The following is a 14355-nucleotide window of genomic DNA, read 5'->3' on the forward strand; positions in this document are numbered from 1 at the left end:
GCGGGCGGCGTCCCCCTGCGGGGGGAGCGGGCCCCCCGGGAGACCACGCCCGGGCGGGACGCCGCCGCGGCGCCCGGTCCCTAACGTCAACTGGCATGACCGATATGACGATCGAGGCCCGCGGGCTGTGCAAGCGGTACGGGTCCACCGTGGCCGTGGACGGGCTCAGCTTCACCGTCGAGGCGGGGCGGGTGACCGGGTTCGTCGGGCCCAACGGGGCGGGGAAGTCGACGACGCTGCGGATGATGCTCGGGCTCGACCGCCCCGACAGCGGCGCAGCGCTCATCGGAGGGCAGGACTACACCCGGCTCGCCGACCCGCTGTCCACGGTCGGCGCCCTGCTGGACTGCGAGGCGCTGCACCCGGGCCGCCGGGCCCGCGACCACCTGCTGTGGCTCGCCCACTACAACGGCCTGCCGAGCCGCCGCGTCGACCACGTCCTCGACCAGGTCGGCCTCGCCTCCGCCGCGAAGAAGCGCGCGGGCGGCTTCTCCCTCGGGATGCGCCAGCGGCTCGGCATCGCGGCCGCGCTACTGGGCGATCCGCCCGTGCTGATCCTCGACGAGCCGGTCAACGGGCTCGACCCCGAGGGCATCCAGTGGATCAGGCGCTTCCTCAAGTCCCTTGCGGCAGAAGGGCGTACGGTCCTCGTCTCCTCGCACCTGATGAGCGAACTCCAGGACACCGCGGACCACGTCATCGTGATCGGCCGGGGGCGGCTGCTCGCCGACACCGACGTCGCCGCACTGCTCGACGAGGCGTCCGGCGAGCGCGTCGCCCTGCGCACCAGCAGGCGCGCCGAAGCCCTGGCGGTGCTCGCGGGCGCCGACGCCACCGTCGCCGTGACCGGGCCCGACGCGCTCACCGTCACCGGGCTGGCCGCCGAGGAGGTCGTCGCCCGGCTCGGCGCGCACCGCATCCCCTTCTCCGAACTGTCCCGGCACCGGGCCACGTTGGAGGAGGCGTATATGGAACTCACCGGTGCGGCAACGGAGTTCGCCGCTACCGCACTGAGCGCACAGGAGGCGTCCTCATGAGGTCGCCGATGGTCCGTGCCGTGCGCGCCGAGTGGACCAAGCTGCGCAGCGTCCGCAGCACCCCTCTCGCCCTGATCGCACTGCTCGCGCTCAGCCTGCTGCTGACCGTCGCGTCGGCGAACGGCAGCACGTTCAGCTACGGCGGCCCGAAGAAATACGACGCCTCGACCTTCGTGCACCGCACCGCCGCGGGCGACGGCACCTTCACCGTGCGGGTCGCCGCGCAGAAGAACAGCGCCGCCTGGGCGAAGGCGGGACTGCTCCTGAAGGACGGCACCGCGAGCGGATCCTCGTACGCCGCCCTGATGGTGACGCCGGAGCACGGCGTGCGGATGATGGCCGACGGGAAGCACGAACTGACCGGCTCCGGCGGCGCGGACGCCCCGCTCTGGCTGCGGCTCGTACGGTCCGGGGACCGGGTCACCGGCTACGAATCCGCGGACGGCCGCGCCTGGCACAAGGTCGGCACGCTCACCGTCGCCGGGCTGCCGACCACCGCCGAGGCGGGCCTCTTCGTCACGTCGCCGATGGACGGCAAGGAGGAGCGCAGCGGCCCCGGCGACCTGCGCATGCACCCCGAGGCCACGCTCGGCAGCGCCGTCTTCGACCACGTCACCTTCCCCACGCGGGCCGGTAGCGGCGGCTGGCGGCAGACTGACATCAAGCAGACCGTGAAGAAGGGCGAGATGGCCGACCCCGTCGCCCCGCCGAAGCCCTTCCGCGAGCAGGCCGGCACCTTCACGATCACCGGCAGCGGTGACCTGGGCGGCCTCGGCATGGGCGGTGTCGGACAGCTCGGCGGACAGCCCGACCTGGTCAAGATGGCGCTCGACGACGGCATCCAGATCGCGACGATCGCGGTGATCGCCCTGGGCGTCCTGTTCATCACGTCCGAGTACAAGACCGGGACCGTGCGCACCACGTTCACCGCGAGTCCGCGGCGCGGCCGAGTGCTCGCCGCGAAGGCGCTCGTCCTCGGCGCGACGGTGTTCGCCGTGGGCCTGGTCGCGTGCGTGGCCGAGTTCCTCGTCGCCCGCCCCGCGCTGCGCGACAACGGCTTCGCACCGCCGCTCTTCCCCGAGCTCTCCCTCACCGACCCGGCGACCGTGCGGGCGATCGTCGGCAGCGCGGCGTTCCTCGCGCTGGCCGCCGTGCTGAGCCTGGGGGTCGGGGCGCTGCTGCGGCGCGCCGTGCCGGCCGTGGTCCTGATGATCGTCACGTTCGTGGTGCTGCCGATCGTCGCGCAGAGCACGTCCATCGGGTTCAGCGACTTCGTCGGCCGGGCCACACCCACGGCCGGCCTCGCGGTCCAGCAGACCCACCGGCTCCTCGACACCGTCATCACACCGTGGGCGGGCTTCGGGGTGCTGTGCGTGTACGTGGCCGTGGTGCTCGGGGCGGCGCGGTGGCGGCTGACCGGGCGGGACGTATGACGGCGGCGGGGGCGGCGCGCGCCGTGCACGGGGAATGGACCAAACTCCGCACTGTTCCTGGCCAGTTGTGGACTGTGGTGTCCGTGACGGGGGTGATGGTGGCATTCACCGCGCTGATCGCGGCGAGCGCCGGGAAGGACCAGTCGGGGGTCCTCGCGCCGACCGCGCTGTCCCTGTCCGGGGTGTACCTGGCGCAGACGGCGGCCGCGCTCGTCGCGGTCGCCGTGGTCTCCAGCGAGTACCCGCGCATGATCCGTACGACCCTCGCGGCGAACCCGCGGCGCACCACGGTGTTCCTGGCGAAGACAGTGGTGACCGCGGCGGCGGTCCTGGCGGCGGCGCTCCCCGCGGTCCTCGGCTCGCTGGCGGCGGGCCGCACGGTCCTGTCGGGATCATCGGGATCGTCGGGGTTCTCCCAACTCCCGCTCACCTCGCCCGAGTTGTGGCGGGCGACGCTCGGAACGGTCGTCTATCTGCTGCTCGTCGCGCTGCTGAGCGTGGGAGTGGCGCTGGTGGTGCGGCACGCGGCGGGGGCCGTCGGCGCGGTGATGGCGCTGCTGTACGGGCCCTACCTGGCCACGTTGATCATCACGATGCCGGAGCACGTGCTGCACCGGGTCCAGAAGTTCTCTCCGATGACGGCGGGCCTCGCCGTCCAGACGACGACCGGCCCCGGCACGGCCCCGCTCGCCCCCTGGACCGGCCTCGCCGTCCTCGCCGCCTACGCGGGCGGGGCGCTGGTAGTGGGGTGGGCGGTGCTCAGGCGCCGGGACGCCTGAGCACCGCCGACAGACCCTACGCGGCCGGCTCGCCGCCGAAGCGTTCCTTGTAGGACTCCAGGTCCTCGTCCGTGATCTTGGCGAAGAGGACCGGGGGGACGGTGAAGGGGGTGCCGGCCGGGACCGTGGTCAGGGCCGTGGCCTCCTCCGGGGTGACCCACGTGGCGTCGTCGCCGGGGAGGTCGAACGCCGCGCGCATGGCGGCCGCCGACGCCGGGATGAAGGGCTCGGAGACCACCGCGTAGAGGCGGATGAGGTTCATCGCCGTGCGGAGGGTCAGCGCGGCCGCGTCCTTGTCGGTCTTGATCTCCAGCCAGGGGGCCTTCTCCTCCAGGTAGGAGTTGCCCGCCGACCACAGGGCGCGCAGCGCCGCCGCGGCCTTGCGGAACTGGAGGGCCTCCATCTGGTTCTCGTACTCGGCGAGGAGCGTGGAGATCTCCTGGCCGAGCTTCGTCTCGGCCTCGCCCGGCTCGCCGCCCGCCGGGACGTCGTCGCCGAAGCGCTTGCGGGAGAAGGAGAGCACGCGGTTGACGAAGTTGCCGAGGGTGTCGGCCAGGTCCTTGTTCACCGTCGCCGTGAAGTGCTCCCAGGTGAACGACGAGTCGTCCGACTCCGGCGCGTTCGCGATGAGGAAGTAGCGCCAGTAGTCGGCCGGGAGGATCTCCAGGGCCTGGTCGGTGAAGACACCGCGCTTCTGCGACGTGGAGAACTTGCCGCCGTAGTACGTCAGCCAGTTGAAGGCCTTGAGGTAGTCGACCTTCTTCCACGGCTCACGGATGCCCATCTCCGTCGCCGGGAACATGACGCTGTGGAACGGGACGTTGTCCTTCGCCATGAACTCCGTGTACCGGACGTCGGAGGCGCCGGCCGGCTCGTACCACCACGACTTCCAGTCGCGCGTCTCACCGTCGGGGGCCTGGTCCGCCCACTCCTTCGTCGCGCCGATGTACTCGATCGGGGCGTCGAACCATACGTAGAAGACCTTGCCCTCGGCCGCCAGCTCCGGCCACGTGTCCGCCGGGACCGGAACGCCCCAGTCCAGGTCGCGGGTGATCGAGCGGTCGTTGAGCCCCTCGGTCAGCCACTTGCGGGCGATGGAGGACGCGAGCTGCGGCCACTCGTCGGCGACCTCGTCGATCCACGCCTCGACCTCGACCTGCAGCTTCGACTGGAGGAGGAAGAGGTGCTTGGTCTCGCGGACCTCGAGCTCGGTGGAGCCGGAGATCGCGGAGCGCGGGTTGATCAGGTCGGTGGGGTCCAGGACGCGTGTGCAGTTCTCGCACTGGTCGCCGCGGGCCTTGTCGTAGCCGCAGTGCGGGCAGGTGCCCTCGACGTAGCGGTCCGGGAGGAAGCGGCCGTCGGCGGGCGAGTACACCTGCCGGATGGAGCGCTCCTCGATGAACCCGTTCTCGTTCAGCTTGCGGGCGAAGTGCTGGGTGATCTCCGCGTTCTGCTGCGACGAGCTGCGGCCGAAGTGGTCGAACGCGAGGCCGAACCCGTCGTAGACCGCCTTCTGCGCGTCGTGCGCCTGCGCGCAGAACTCGGCGACCGGGATGCCGCGCTCCTTGGCGGCCAGCTCGGCGGGGGTGCCGTGCTCGTCCGTCGCGCAGATGTACAGCACGTCGTGGCCGCGCAGGCGCAGGTAACGGGAGTACACGTCGGCCGGGAGCATGGACCCCACCATGTTGCCCAGGTGCTTGATCCCGTTGATGTACGGAAGGGCGCTGGTGATGAGGTGTCGAGCCATCGGGGGCTGCTCCCGGGTTGTGACGTGAATGGAATTGACGTGAGTGGAATCTAGAAATCGTAGCCGACATGGGGTGGCCGCCCGCGCGGTGTTTTACTGCGCGGACGGCCATGGGGTGTCGGGGGCTCTTGGGGGAGAGCGGGGTTACGTGGTCACGGGGCGGGGGTTACGGGCGCCAGGCCTCCAGGAGGCCCTTGTAGAGCTCCGCGTCCGTGAGTTCCAGCGGGGTCTCGCCCGCGTGGAAGACCGCGGCGTTCTCCGCCTTCAGCTTGCGGAGGTAGTCGAAGTTCTTCGAGTCCGGGTCGCCGAACGTCACGAACTGGAAGAAGAGGGGGTGCTCGGCCGCCTTCGCGAGGGCCTCGTTCGCCGGGCGCTGGACGTCCGGGGGGCCGTCCGTCTGGAAGATCACCAGGGCGGGGGCGGTGGGGTCGTCCGACTTCTCGTGGTGGGCGACGACCTCTTCGATGGCGCGGTGGTAGCTGGTGCGGCCCATCCGGCCCGCCTCCGCGTGCCACGCGTCGACCTTGCCCTCGTACGCGTCCAGGGTGAGGTCGCCGGCGGCGTCGATGTCCGTCGAGAAGATCACCGTGTGGACGGTGGGGGTCTCGCGGGTGTCGAGGTGGGCGGCCAGCGCGACGGTTTGCTCCGCGAGGGCGGCGGTCGAGCCGTTCTTGTAGTACGAGCGCATCGAGCCGGAGCGGTCCAGTACGAGGTAGACCGTGGCACGGGTGCCGGTGAGGTCGCGGTTCTTGAGGGCGGCGCCGGCGGCGGAGTGGGCGGCTGCCAGGCCGGGGGCGCGGGTCTTGATCTTTACCGGGGTGGGGTCGACGTCCTCGGTCTCTTGGGCCTGCGCCGGGGTCTTCGCCGCGACGGGGTCGACCTTTTCGGTCGCCTCGGGCTGCGCCGGGGCGGGCTCTTCCGCCGCGGCGGGGGTGGGCCCCTCGGCCTCTTCGGCCTGCGCGGAGGTCTTCGCCGCGACGGGGTCGACCTTTTCGGTCGCCTCGGGCTGCGCCGGGGTGGGTTCCTCCGCCGCGGCGGGGGTGGGCCCCTTGTCCTCTTCGGCCTGCACCGGGGGCTGTGCCCACCCGTCCCGCCGTGCGGGACGCTTGCCCACAGCGGGGGCGGGAGCCGGGTCTTCGGCGTCGGCCTTGGTCTCGGCCTTGGCCTTGCTCTTGCCCTTGGCGGGCTTCGCGGCCTTGGTCTTGGCGGGGGCTGCAGCCTTGGTTTCGGCGGGAGCCGCTTCCTCGACGTCGGCGATGGCCTCGCTCTTGGCAGGGGCCGCAGCCTGGGCTTCGGCGAGGGCCGGGGTCTTGGCTTCGGCGGGGGCCGGGGTCTTGGCTTCGGCGGGGGCCGGGGTCTTGGCTTCGGCGGGGGCCGGGGTCTTGGCTTCGGCGGGGGCCGGGGTCTTGGTTTCAGCGGGGGCCGGGGCTCCGGTGTCGGTCTTGGTGTTGCTCGCGGCGGGGGCCGCTTCCTCGACGTCGGCCTTGGCCTCGCTCTTGGCAGGGGCCGCATCCTTGGCCTTCGCCTTGGCGGGCCTCGCAGCCTTGCCCTTGGCGGGGGTTGCAGCCTTGGCCTCGGCGGGGGCCGGGGCTTCGGTGTCGACCTTGGTCTCGCTCGCGGCGGGAGCCTGATCCTCGGCGACGGCCTTGCTCTCGGCGGGGGTCGGGGCTTCGGTGTCGCTCGCGGCGGCGGGCGCGTCCTCGGCCTTGGCCTCGGTCTCGGTCTCGGTCTCGCTCTTGGGCTCCTCCGGTGCCGAGGGCGCAGCCTCTTCCTTGGCCGGAGCCGCAGCCTCTGCCTTCTCCTCGGCCGCAGCCGGAACCGGAGCCGCGTCCTCGGACTTGGGCTCGGCCTTCTCCTCGGCCGGCGCCGCGGCTTCCGCCTTGGCCGCATCCTCCGACGGAGCCTCAGCAGAAGCCGCCTCGGTCTCGGCCTCCGCCGGTGCCGCGGCCTCCGTCTTCCGCTCGGCCGAAGTCGACTCCTCGGCCGGAGCCGGAGTCGGCTCCTCGGTCGGCGCCGCAGCCTCCGCCCCGTCCCCCGCGTCCCGCGTCAGGCGCTCGCCGCCCACCGGGCTCGACGGTTTCGGGACCGAGATGTTGTCGAAGGCCGCCGAGACCAGGTCGTCGGCTTCGCCCTTGGACGGAGCGGGGACCGTTGGTGCCTGGTCGGAAGCGGCAGCGTCAGGCGCAGCGCTCTCGTCTTTTTTGCGCGACCGCCCGAACGCGTTCCGCAGCAGATCCAGAATGCCCATGTGCGCAACCTTCCGCATGAGTTGTCCCCGACGTCCCTGCTCCCTGGAACCCCTGGCCAGGGCGGACACGTAAGGTTAGCCGCCGCGGGCCGTGATCTTGGGCAGGGTCGGGTCGTTCGACCGAGCGGACAACTGCCGCCCTTTCTGTATGGATTCAGTCGATCACGCCCGACTCCGTGAGACGTGTCCGATACGCCGGTGACTGGTGCGCCGACTCCCAATAGGCCTCCCGCAGGGCCGGAAGCACCGCGTCCAGGACGGGTGCGGAGCGGGCCGCGAGGAGGAGGCGTACGGCGACCGGGTCGCCCTCCAGGGGGCGGATCGCCATGTCGGGGCGGGCCAGGGACGTCGGCTGGCAGAGCGTCACCACCTCGCCGGTCGCGACGAGGTTGGACGCGGTCAGGTAATCACCGTGCAGCACACGGGGGTTGACGCCCGCCGAGCGGAACGCCCGGAGCAGGCCGTCCCATTCGCCGTCGACCGTGGGGTCGATCATCCAGCGGTCCTCCGCCAGGTCCGTGAGGCGGACGACGGGGCAGCGGGCCGCCGGGTGGTCCGCCGGCAGGGAGACGTACTGCGGTTCGCGGGCCAGGAGGACCTTGCAGGTCAGGGACTCCGGTATGCGCAGCGGGCTGCCTTCCACCTCGTGGACGAACGCCACGTCGAGGCCGCCCTCGGCCACCAGGCGGAGCAGCGCGTGCGCCGAGACGTCCATGCGCAGCGACGGCTCGTGCGGCGAACTCGCGCGCAGGCGGCGCAGCCAGCCCGGTATCGCGCGGCTGGCGGTGGAGCCGATGCGCAGGAGGTCGCCGGCCGAGTCCCGCGCCATCGCGCGCGTCTCGTCGACCAGCGCGCGCAGGTCGTCCACCAGCGGGCGGGCCCGCGTGAGCAGGGTGCGGCCGAGCGGCGTCGCGCGGCAGCCGGTGCGTTCGCGGGTGAACAGGCGGCCGCCGAGGTGGTCCTCGATGCGGCGCAGCTGGGTGCTGAGGGCGGGCTGGGTCATGCCCAGGTGACGGGCCGCCTTGTGCAGGCTGCCGGTGTCCTCGATCGCGCACAGGACGCGCAGGTGCCGCACTTCCAGCTCCATGGGCGTCGAGCGTAGGCCGGTCCCGTACGTCGCACCAGAGTCACCGGCGTCAACTGTGTGGGGATAACGCGGAGTTATCGCGCAGTGGCATCTATCCCGTGCGTCCCGTCCGCCCCAGACTCTCACGCATGAACATGACACCCCCCACATCTGTTCGTCTGCTCGCCTGCGCCCTCGGCGCCGGGCTCACCGTCGCCGCCCTCGCCGCGGCCCCCGCGACCGCCTCCTCATCCGCCGTCTCCTCCGCGTCCACCGAGCGGGTCGCGCACTACGTCGGCTCGCACTACGCCGGCTCCGCCGAGGAGGCCGCCGCCAACAAGGCCTTCTTCCAGGCCGTCCTGAAGTCCGTCGCCGAGAAGCGGGCCGCCAACCCCGGCGCCGCGTCCGTCACCGTCTCGTACGACGCCTCGGGGGCGCCCACCTTCCAGCAGCAGATAGCGAAGAGCACGTCGATCTGGAACGCGTCGGTGTCGAACGTGAAGCTCCAGGCCTCGTCCGGCGGGGGCGACTTCTCGTACCGCGAGGGGAACGACTCGCGCGGTTCGTACGCGTCGACGGACGGGCACGGCAGCGGCTACGTCTTCCTGGACTACGCGCAGAACCAGGAGTACGACTCCACGCGCGTGACCACGCACGAGACGGGCCACGTGCTCGGGCTGCCCGACCACTACGAGGGGCCGTGCAGCGAGCTGATGTCGGGCGGCGGGCCCGGCCCCTCGTGCACCAACGCGAACCCGGACGCGAACGAGAAGGCCCAGGTGGAATCCCTGTGGGCCAACGGGTTCGCCAAGGCCCTGCACAAGGCCGAGGCCGCGCTGCGCTAGGACCCTGGCGGGTCAGAAGGCCGAGGCGCGCGGTCCGGCCCCCACCTGCGACCTGACCGCAGCGGGCCGCCGCCTCTCGCACGCACCGGGCCGCCGCCCGTCTCCCCATGGGCGGCGGCCCGGTGCGTGCGGTGTACGGGCTCAGCCGTGCAGCGTCAGGTCCACCAGGAGCGCCCGGTGGTCCGTGTCCGCGAGGTCGATGAAGCGGGACTTGTCCGCGGAGAAGTCGTCGGTCACCAGTACGTGGTCGATCTGCGTGCCCAGCGGGCCGGGCGCGGTCGACGGCCAGCTCGGGGTGCGGGCGTGGCCGGTGAGGCGGGCCGCGTCGTGCAGCGGCCCCGCGTCGAGGATCCGGCGGAACGCCGCGTGGTCCTGCGTCGCGTTGAAGTCCCCCGCCATGATCCCGGGCCCTTCGGCGGACCGCGCCGCGTCCGCGAGGCGGCCCAGCTCCGTCCTCCACACGCCCACCTGGTCGGGCAACGGCGGCATGGGGTGCACGAGTTGGAGGCGCACCGCGTGACCCCGTACGTCGGCGGTGGCGGCCGGCATGCCCATCGTCCCCGCCACCGTCGGAGCCGCCTTCAGCGGGAACCTGCTGAGGATCATCGAACCCTCCGAGCCGTCCGCCGCCACGGCCTGCCGGTGCGGGTAGCGGGTGCGCAGCGACTCCCGGTCCAGCGCGTCCCGGCAGGGCCGCCCGCACTCCTCGACGAACACGATGTCGGGCCGGTGCCGGGCGACCGTGTCGATCAGCGCGTTGGTGGCGCGGCTGAACTGCACGTTGGACGCCAGCACCCGGACGCCGGAGACGGGGGCGCCGTCCGGCTCGCCGCCGTCCTTCCCGTACGGCTCCATGTACCAGGCGAGCGCGCCGAGTACGGCGACGCCCCAGACCATCCCCGTACGCCAGCGCGACAGCAGCGCGAGGAGCAGGGCGGCGGCCGTGGGGGCGAGCAGCCAGGGGAGGAACGCGAGGAGCTGCGGTACGGGGGTCACCGCGTCGCGGTCCGCGGCCCGGCAGCCGACCACCACGCTGACCCCCGCGAGCAGCAGCGCCGCCGCCCAAGCCCCCGCCCTGTTCACACGGCGGCGCCCGGCGCCCCGCGGCTCGTACCGCGGGGCGCCGGGCGCTTCGTCCGTGATGTGCTGCTGTCGCTGGTCCAAGACCCGGCCCCCGTCTCCGTACCGGTCTGTTCGGAGTCCTCCAGGTTAGCCGGGGTCGCGCACCGTCAGGCCGGTTTGGTGGTCCGGGGGTCGGTGGCGCGGCCGTGGTCCGTGGCGAGGGCCCAGATGACGAAGACGCCGATGGCGATGGAGATGAGCGACCACACGGGCGCGTACGGCAGGAACAGGAAGTACTCGACGACGTAGAGCGCGCCGAAGCCGATGCCCGCGCCGCGCGCCCAGTCCTGGCCCTTGAGCACGCCCCAGCCGGTGACCGCGACGAGCGCGCCGATCACCAGGTGGATCCAGCCCCACGTGGTCAGGTCGAACGCGTAGACGTAGTCGCCGATCCGGCTGTAGACGTCGTCCTTGGCGATGGCCGCGATCCCGTTGAGGACGCCGAGGCAGCCGCTGACCAGCATCAGGACGCCGGCGAACAGGGTGCCGCCGGCCGCCCATTCGCCGCGCGGGCCCTCGCCGCGCGTGGGGTCAGGGTCGGGCGTGCGGTGGTCCTGGGACCAGGCGGTCGTCGACCCGGTCTCCGGTGGTGTTTGTGTCATGCGGGCGCCTCCTCGTGTCACCGGAATGCTCGCGCCGGAGCAGGGCGGAGGCATTCCGTGCGCGGCTGAACGGGTGTCGGCCGAGCCACACCACGAGCGCCACCACCACGCCCACCGCGACGATCACCCACGACGCGGTGCGCAGCGGCGAGGTCAGGGCGTCGTAGACCGAGCCGGTCGCCGCCTTGTTCGCCGCGTCGGAGATGTCCGAGAGCGTCAACGCGCGGGCGAGCGGCAGCGCGATGAGCAGCGCCGCCGCGCCCAGGGCGGCGCCGAGGGCGGTCAGGGCGAGCGCGGGACGGCGCCGCCGGGCGAGCGCGAGGCCCACGACGGCGCACACGACGGCGGCCAACGGGAGCCACAGTCCCGCGAGTTGGAAGGCGTGGAAGCCCTTCCGCAGCCCGGCCAGGTCCCCGGCCGACAGCAGCGTGACCTCGGTGTGGGCGACCGGGATCCGCTCGGCGAACGGCACCCCGTTCTCCTCCAGCTGCTGCTTGACCTGCCGGGTGACGGGGGCCAGGTCGAGCGTGACAGGCCCGGTGGTGCCCTCGTCGAGGGCCTGTTGCACGGCGTCGTGGGCGGCGCGGTTCGCGGTGTTCCAGGCGCCGCGGAAGGCGTCGGTGTCCGTGAACGAGACGACCGCGTCGTGCAGATAGTCCTCGACGACCGATTCGAGCGCGCCCACGTCGAGGTTCTTCATGACCCCGGTGGTCACCGCGTCGGCGACCGCGTTCCGCACGTCCGGGTCGCCGGCCAGCGGCGCCATCGCGGACACGTACCGGTCGCCGTCCCCGATCTCGTACTTCGCCCAGGTGGAGAGCGTGCCGAGCGGGACGAGGAGGCAGGCGAGGACGAGCAGAACGGCGGAGGCGGTTCTTCGGATCACCGTTCCAGGCAAGGCCCCGGCCGCGCCGTGCGCGACCGGGGTGCCTGCATACGGACTACCGCCGAAAAGCCTCGGCCCCCTACTTCCGGTTGTAGAGCCGCATCGTGACGGGCCCGAACACGGCGATCAGCAGCGCCGCCCAGCCCAGCGACCACAGCACCTCGGCCGTCGGCCAGTCGCCGTCCATCAGGCCGCGCACGGCGGACGCGACGTGGGTGACGGGGTTGTTGTTGACGAAGGCCTGGAGCCAGCCCGGCATCGTCTCGGGCTTCACGAAGATGTCGCTGAGGAACGTCAGCGGGAAGATCACCATCATGCTGACGCCCATCACCGACTTCTCGGTGCGCAGCAGCAGCCCGAACATCGTCCAGATCCACGAGAACGCGAAGGAGAAGACCAGCAGGACCGCGACGGCCGCGAGGACGCCGAGCACCCCGCCGTCCGGCCGGAAGCCCATGATCAGGCCGACCGCGAGCATCACGATCGACGCGATCGTGTAGCGCAGGGCGTCGCCGAGGAGGTACCCGACCATGACGGAGGGGCGCCAGATCGGCAGCGTACGGAAGCGGTCGAAGACGCCCTTCTCGATGTCGGTGTTGACCGAGACGCCCGTGTACATCGTGATCATCACGACCGACATCACGAGGATGCCGGGCAGCAGGTACTGGATGTACTCGCTCGGGGAGCCGGCCAGGGCGCCGCCGAACAGGTACGTGTACATCAGCACCATCATCACGGGGAACGCCGTGACGTCGAAGAGCTGCTCCGGCACGTGCTTGATCTTGAGGATCGCGCGCCAGCCGAAGGTGAGCGACGCGGACACGGCGCTGGGCCGGGGCGGGCGCTCCTTGGCGATGAGCAGCTCGGCGAGGGACTCGGCGCTGACCGGGGCGAGTTCCTGCGCTTCGGTACCGGGGGTGGTGGCGGTGGTCATGCCGTCGCCTCCTCGAGAGGGCCTGCGGGCTGGACCGCGGGCTGGTCGGTGAGGGCCAGGAACACCTCGTCGAGGCTGGGCTGGCCGAGGGCGAAGGTGTCCACGGTGATGCGGGCGGCGGCCAGTTCGGCCAGCGCGCGGGAGGCCTGCTCGGCGGCGCCCCGGCCGTTGTCGGACCCGCCGACGCGGGCGGTGAGCGCCACCGGGTCGGGCTCCAGGATCACCTGGGCGTCGAGCACGGAGGTCAACAGCCGCTCGGCGTCCGGGCGTTGGTGCGCATCGCGCAGGCGTACGTGGACGGATCCGGAGCCGACCGACGACTTCAGCTCGCCCTTGGTGCCCTCGGCGATCACGCGGCCCTTGTCGATGACGGCGATCCGGGCCGCCAGCTGGTCGGCCTCGTCGAGGTACTGGGTGGTCAGCAGGACCGTCGTGCCCTGCGCGACGACCGCGCGGACGATCTCCCACACCTGGTTGCGGCTGCGCGGGTCGAGCCCGGTGGTCGGCTCGTCCAGGAACAGCAGGTCGGGGGTGTTGAGGATGGACGCGGCGATGTCGATACGGCGCCGCATGCCGCCCGAGTAGTTCTTCACCTGGCGGCCGGAGGCCTCCAACAGGCCGAAGGCATCGAGGAGTTGCTCGGCCCTGGCTGCCGCCGGCTTCTTGCCGTGGCCGGTCAGGCGGGCGAGCAGCACGAGGTTCTCGTGGCCGGTCAGGTCCTCGTCGACCGACGCGTACTGGCCGGTCAGGCTGACGCGGGAGCGCACCGCGTCGGCCTCACGCACCACGTCGTGGCCGAAGACATGGGCCTCGCCCGCGTCGGGCCGAAGCAGCGTGGCGAGCATCTTCACGGCGGTGGTCTTGCCCGCGCCGTTCGGCCCGAGCACTCCGTAGACCGTGCCGGCCGGGACGGTCAGGTCGATGCCGTCGACGGCGCGGTTGTCGCCGAAGGTCTTGACGAGGCCCGCGGTCTCGATGGCCAGGCCGGTCGTGGTGGCGGTGGTGCTCATGTCGGGTGCCCCTCTCGGTCACGTCACAGAGGAAGACCGGGGCCGCGACGGGAACTCATCGGCCGGGCGGCCGGGGCTCGGGCGGAGTACCGGCAGGGTCGCCGGGCCTCCGGTGGAGCACTGGGCCGAACGGGTGTTTCCTGGACGTGGGGGCGTGAAGATCTTGGGGGGCCGGGGGGTCACTCTGGGAGGCCGATCATGCGCCGAACCACTCCGGCCCTGGCCGCCGCCGGGCTACTGGCGGGCGGACTGCTCGCCGTGACCGCCGCGGCACCGGCCAGTGCGAACAGCGGGGACGTCGTCTGGGGGACGGTCGTCTCCCGTTCCGATCTCAACCTGCGCTCGGGGCCGAGCGCCTCGGCATCCGTCGTGTACCGGCTCGCGCCGGGCAGCCAGGACCGTATCGAGTGCGCCACCGACGGCTCGTCCGTGCACGGCACCTCGACCTGGTACTGGTTCACGGGCGCCCGGGGCTGGGCCAGCGCCGCGTACGTGGACACGGGTGGCCAGGGCGTGCCGAGCTGTACGTCCGGGGCGCCGTCCGACGGGCCGCGGCACGATCACGGTCACGATCATGACCACGGCCCGAGCGGCTGGTACTACAAGGAGACCGAGTCCCGGGAGTTCGGCGTCTGGTACTAGAACG

General features: G+C 72.2%; 13 protein-coding genes. 5 read left to right on the top strand and 8 right to left on the bottom strand.

The genetic code is table 11. The features are described 5' to 3' along the window. The first annotated feature begins 95 nt into the window (after positions 1-95). The 3 genes from ACOKM3_RS22260 to ACOKM3_RS22270 all read left to right on the top strand — a co-directional run bounded on the left by ACOKM3_RS22260 (position 96) and on the right by ACOKM3_RS22270 (position 3249). Complete coding sequence (locus ACOKM3_RS22260) at positions 96-1037, top strand: ABC transporter ATP-binding protein (RefSeq protein WP_426902805.1); 942 nt, start codon at positions 96-98, stop codon at positions 1035-1037. Continuing rightward, positions 1034-2470, top strand: a complete 1437-nt coding sequence (locus ACOKM3_RS22265) for an ABC transporter permease subunit (protein WP_426902806.1) — start codon at positions 1034-1036, stop codon at positions 2468-2470. Before ACOKM3_RS22260 ends, ACOKM3_RS22265 begins: the two co-directional genes overlap by 4 nt. 83 nt (positions 2471-2553) lie before the next feature. Next, entirely contained in the window at positions 2554-3249 is a 696-nt protein-coding gene (locus tag ACOKM3_RS22270) for a hypothetical protein (RefSeq protein WP_426902807.1), read from the top strand. A 16-nt stretch (positions 3250-3265) separates the two neighbouring features. Here the strand turns inward: ACOKM3_RS22270 and metG are convergent, their stop codons facing one another. The 3 genes from metG to ACOKM3_RS22285 all read right to left on the bottom strand — a co-directional run bounded on the left by metG (position 3266) and on the right by ACOKM3_RS22285 (position 8331). Beyond that, a complete protein-coding gene (gene metG, locus ACOKM3_RS22275) occupies positions 3266-4996 on the bottom strand; it encodes a methionine--tRNA ligase (RefSeq protein ID WP_426902808.1) in 1731 nt (576 codons plus the stop codon). A gap of 166 nt (positions 4997-5162) precedes the next feature. After that, positions 5163-7244: a VWA domain-containing protein gene (locus ACOKM3_RS22280; RefSeq protein ID WP_426902809.1), complete on the bottom strand. Its 2082-nt coding sequence runs from the start codon at positions 7242-7244 to the stop codon at positions 5163-5165. A gap of 154 nt (positions 7245-7398) precedes the next feature. Continuing rightward, complete coding sequence (locus ACOKM3_RS22285) at positions 7399-8331, bottom strand: LysR family transcriptional regulator (protein WP_426902810.1); 933 nt, start codon at positions 8329-8331, stop codon at positions 7399-7401. A 128-nt stretch (positions 8332-8459) separates the two neighbouring features. Between ACOKM3_RS22285 and snpA the strand changes: the two genes are divergently transcribed. Further along, on the top strand, positions 8460-9155 hold the full coding sequence (snpA, locus tag ACOKM3_RS22290; protein WP_426902811.1) for a snapalysin: 696 nt from the start codon (positions 8460-8462) through the stop codon (positions 9153-9155). 141 nt (positions 9156-9296) lie between these two features. Here the strand turns inward: snpA and ACOKM3_RS22295 are convergent, their stop codons facing one another. The 5 genes from ACOKM3_RS22295 to ACOKM3_RS22315 form a co-directional block, all read right to left on the bottom strand. Continuing rightward, entirely contained in the window at positions 9297-10298 is a 1002-nt protein-coding gene (locus ACOKM3_RS22295) for an endonuclease/exonuclease/phosphatase family protein (protein ID WP_426906867.1), read from the bottom strand. A gap of 86 nt (positions 10299-10384) precedes the next feature. Next, entirely contained in the window at positions 10385-10879 is a 495-nt protein-coding gene (locus ACOKM3_RS22300; RefSeq protein WP_426902812.1) for a DUF7144 family membrane protein, read from the bottom strand. Beyond that, positions 10809-11765: a hypothetical protein gene (locus tag ACOKM3_RS22305; protein ID WP_426902813.1), complete on the bottom strand. Its 957-nt coding sequence runs from the start codon at positions 11763-11765 to the stop codon at positions 10809-10811. Before ACOKM3_RS22305 ends, ACOKM3_RS22300 begins: the two co-directional genes overlap by 71 nt. Positions 11766-11844: 79 nt before the next feature. Then, entirely contained in the window at positions 11845-12699 is an 855-nt protein-coding gene (locus ACOKM3_RS22310; protein WP_426902814.1) for an ABC transporter permease, read from the bottom strand. Further along, positions 12696-13709 (bottom strand): ATP-binding cassette domain-containing protein, encoded by a 1014-nt coding sequence (locus ACOKM3_RS22315; protein WP_426902815.1) that lies wholly within the window; start codon positions 13707-13709, stop codon positions 12696-12698. The genes ACOKM3_RS22310 and ACOKM3_RS22315 overlap by 4 nt, the downstream gene beginning before the upstream one ends. A gap of 198 nt (positions 13710-13907) precedes the next feature. Here ACOKM3_RS22315 and ACOKM3_RS22320 point away from each other — a divergent pair, with 198 nt between their 5' ends. Then, positions 13908-14351 carry an SH3 domain-containing protein gene (locus ACOKM3_RS22320; RefSeq protein WP_426902816.1) on the top strand — a complete coding sequence of 148 codons (444 nt, stop codon included), beginning with the start codon at positions 13908-13910 and terminating at the stop codon, positions 14349-14351. Positions 14352-14355: the final 4 nt, after the last annotated feature.

Origin of the sequence: Streptomyces nidicola, assembly GCF_050106155.1 — a bacterium.
Lineage (GTDB): Bacteria > Actinomycetota > Actinomycetes > Streptomycetales > Streptomycetaceae > Streptomyces.

Bases quoted from the DNA above. Each gene is read 5' to 3' on its own strand.
- snpA (WP_426902811.1), top strand. From the start codon at position 8,460: ATGAACATGACACCCCCCACATCTGTTCGTCTGCTCGCCTGCGCCCTC.
- ACOKM3_RS22315 (WP_426902815.1), bottom strand. From the start codon at position 13,709: ATGAGCACCACCGCCACCACGACCGGCCTGGCCATCGAGACCGCGGGC.
- ACOKM3_RS22285 (WP_426902810.1), bottom strand. From the start codon at position 8,331: ATGGAGCTGGAAGTGCGGCACCTGCGCGTCCTGTGCGCGATCGAGGAC.
- ACOKM3_RS22260 (WP_426902805.1), top strand. From the start codon at position 96: ATGACCGATATGACGATCGAGGCCCGCGGGCTGTGCAAGCGGTACGGG.
- metG (WP_426902808.1), bottom strand. From the start codon at position 4,996: ATGGCTCGACACCTCATCACCAGCGCCCTTCCGTACATCAACGGGATC.
- ACOKM3_RS22280 (WP_426902809.1), bottom strand. From the start codon at position 7,244: ATGGGCATTCTGGATCTGCTGCGGAACGCGTTCGGGCGGTCGCGCAAA.
- ACOKM3_RS22300 (WP_426902812.1), bottom strand. From the start codon at position 10,879: ATGACACAAACACCACCGGAGACCGGGTCGACGACCGCCTGGTCCCAG.
- ACOKM3_RS22265 (WP_426902806.1), top strand. From the start codon at position 1,034: ATGAGGTCGCCGATGGTCCGTGCCGTGCGCGCCGAGTGGACCAAGCTG.
- ACOKM3_RS22310 (WP_426902814.1), bottom strand. From the start codon at position 12,699: ATGACCACCGCCACCACCCCCGGTACCGAAGCGCAGGAACTCGCCCCG.
- ACOKM3_RS22320 (WP_426902816.1), top strand. From the start codon at position 13,908: ATGCGCCGAACCACTCCGGCCCTGGCCGCCGCCGGGCTACTGGCGGGC.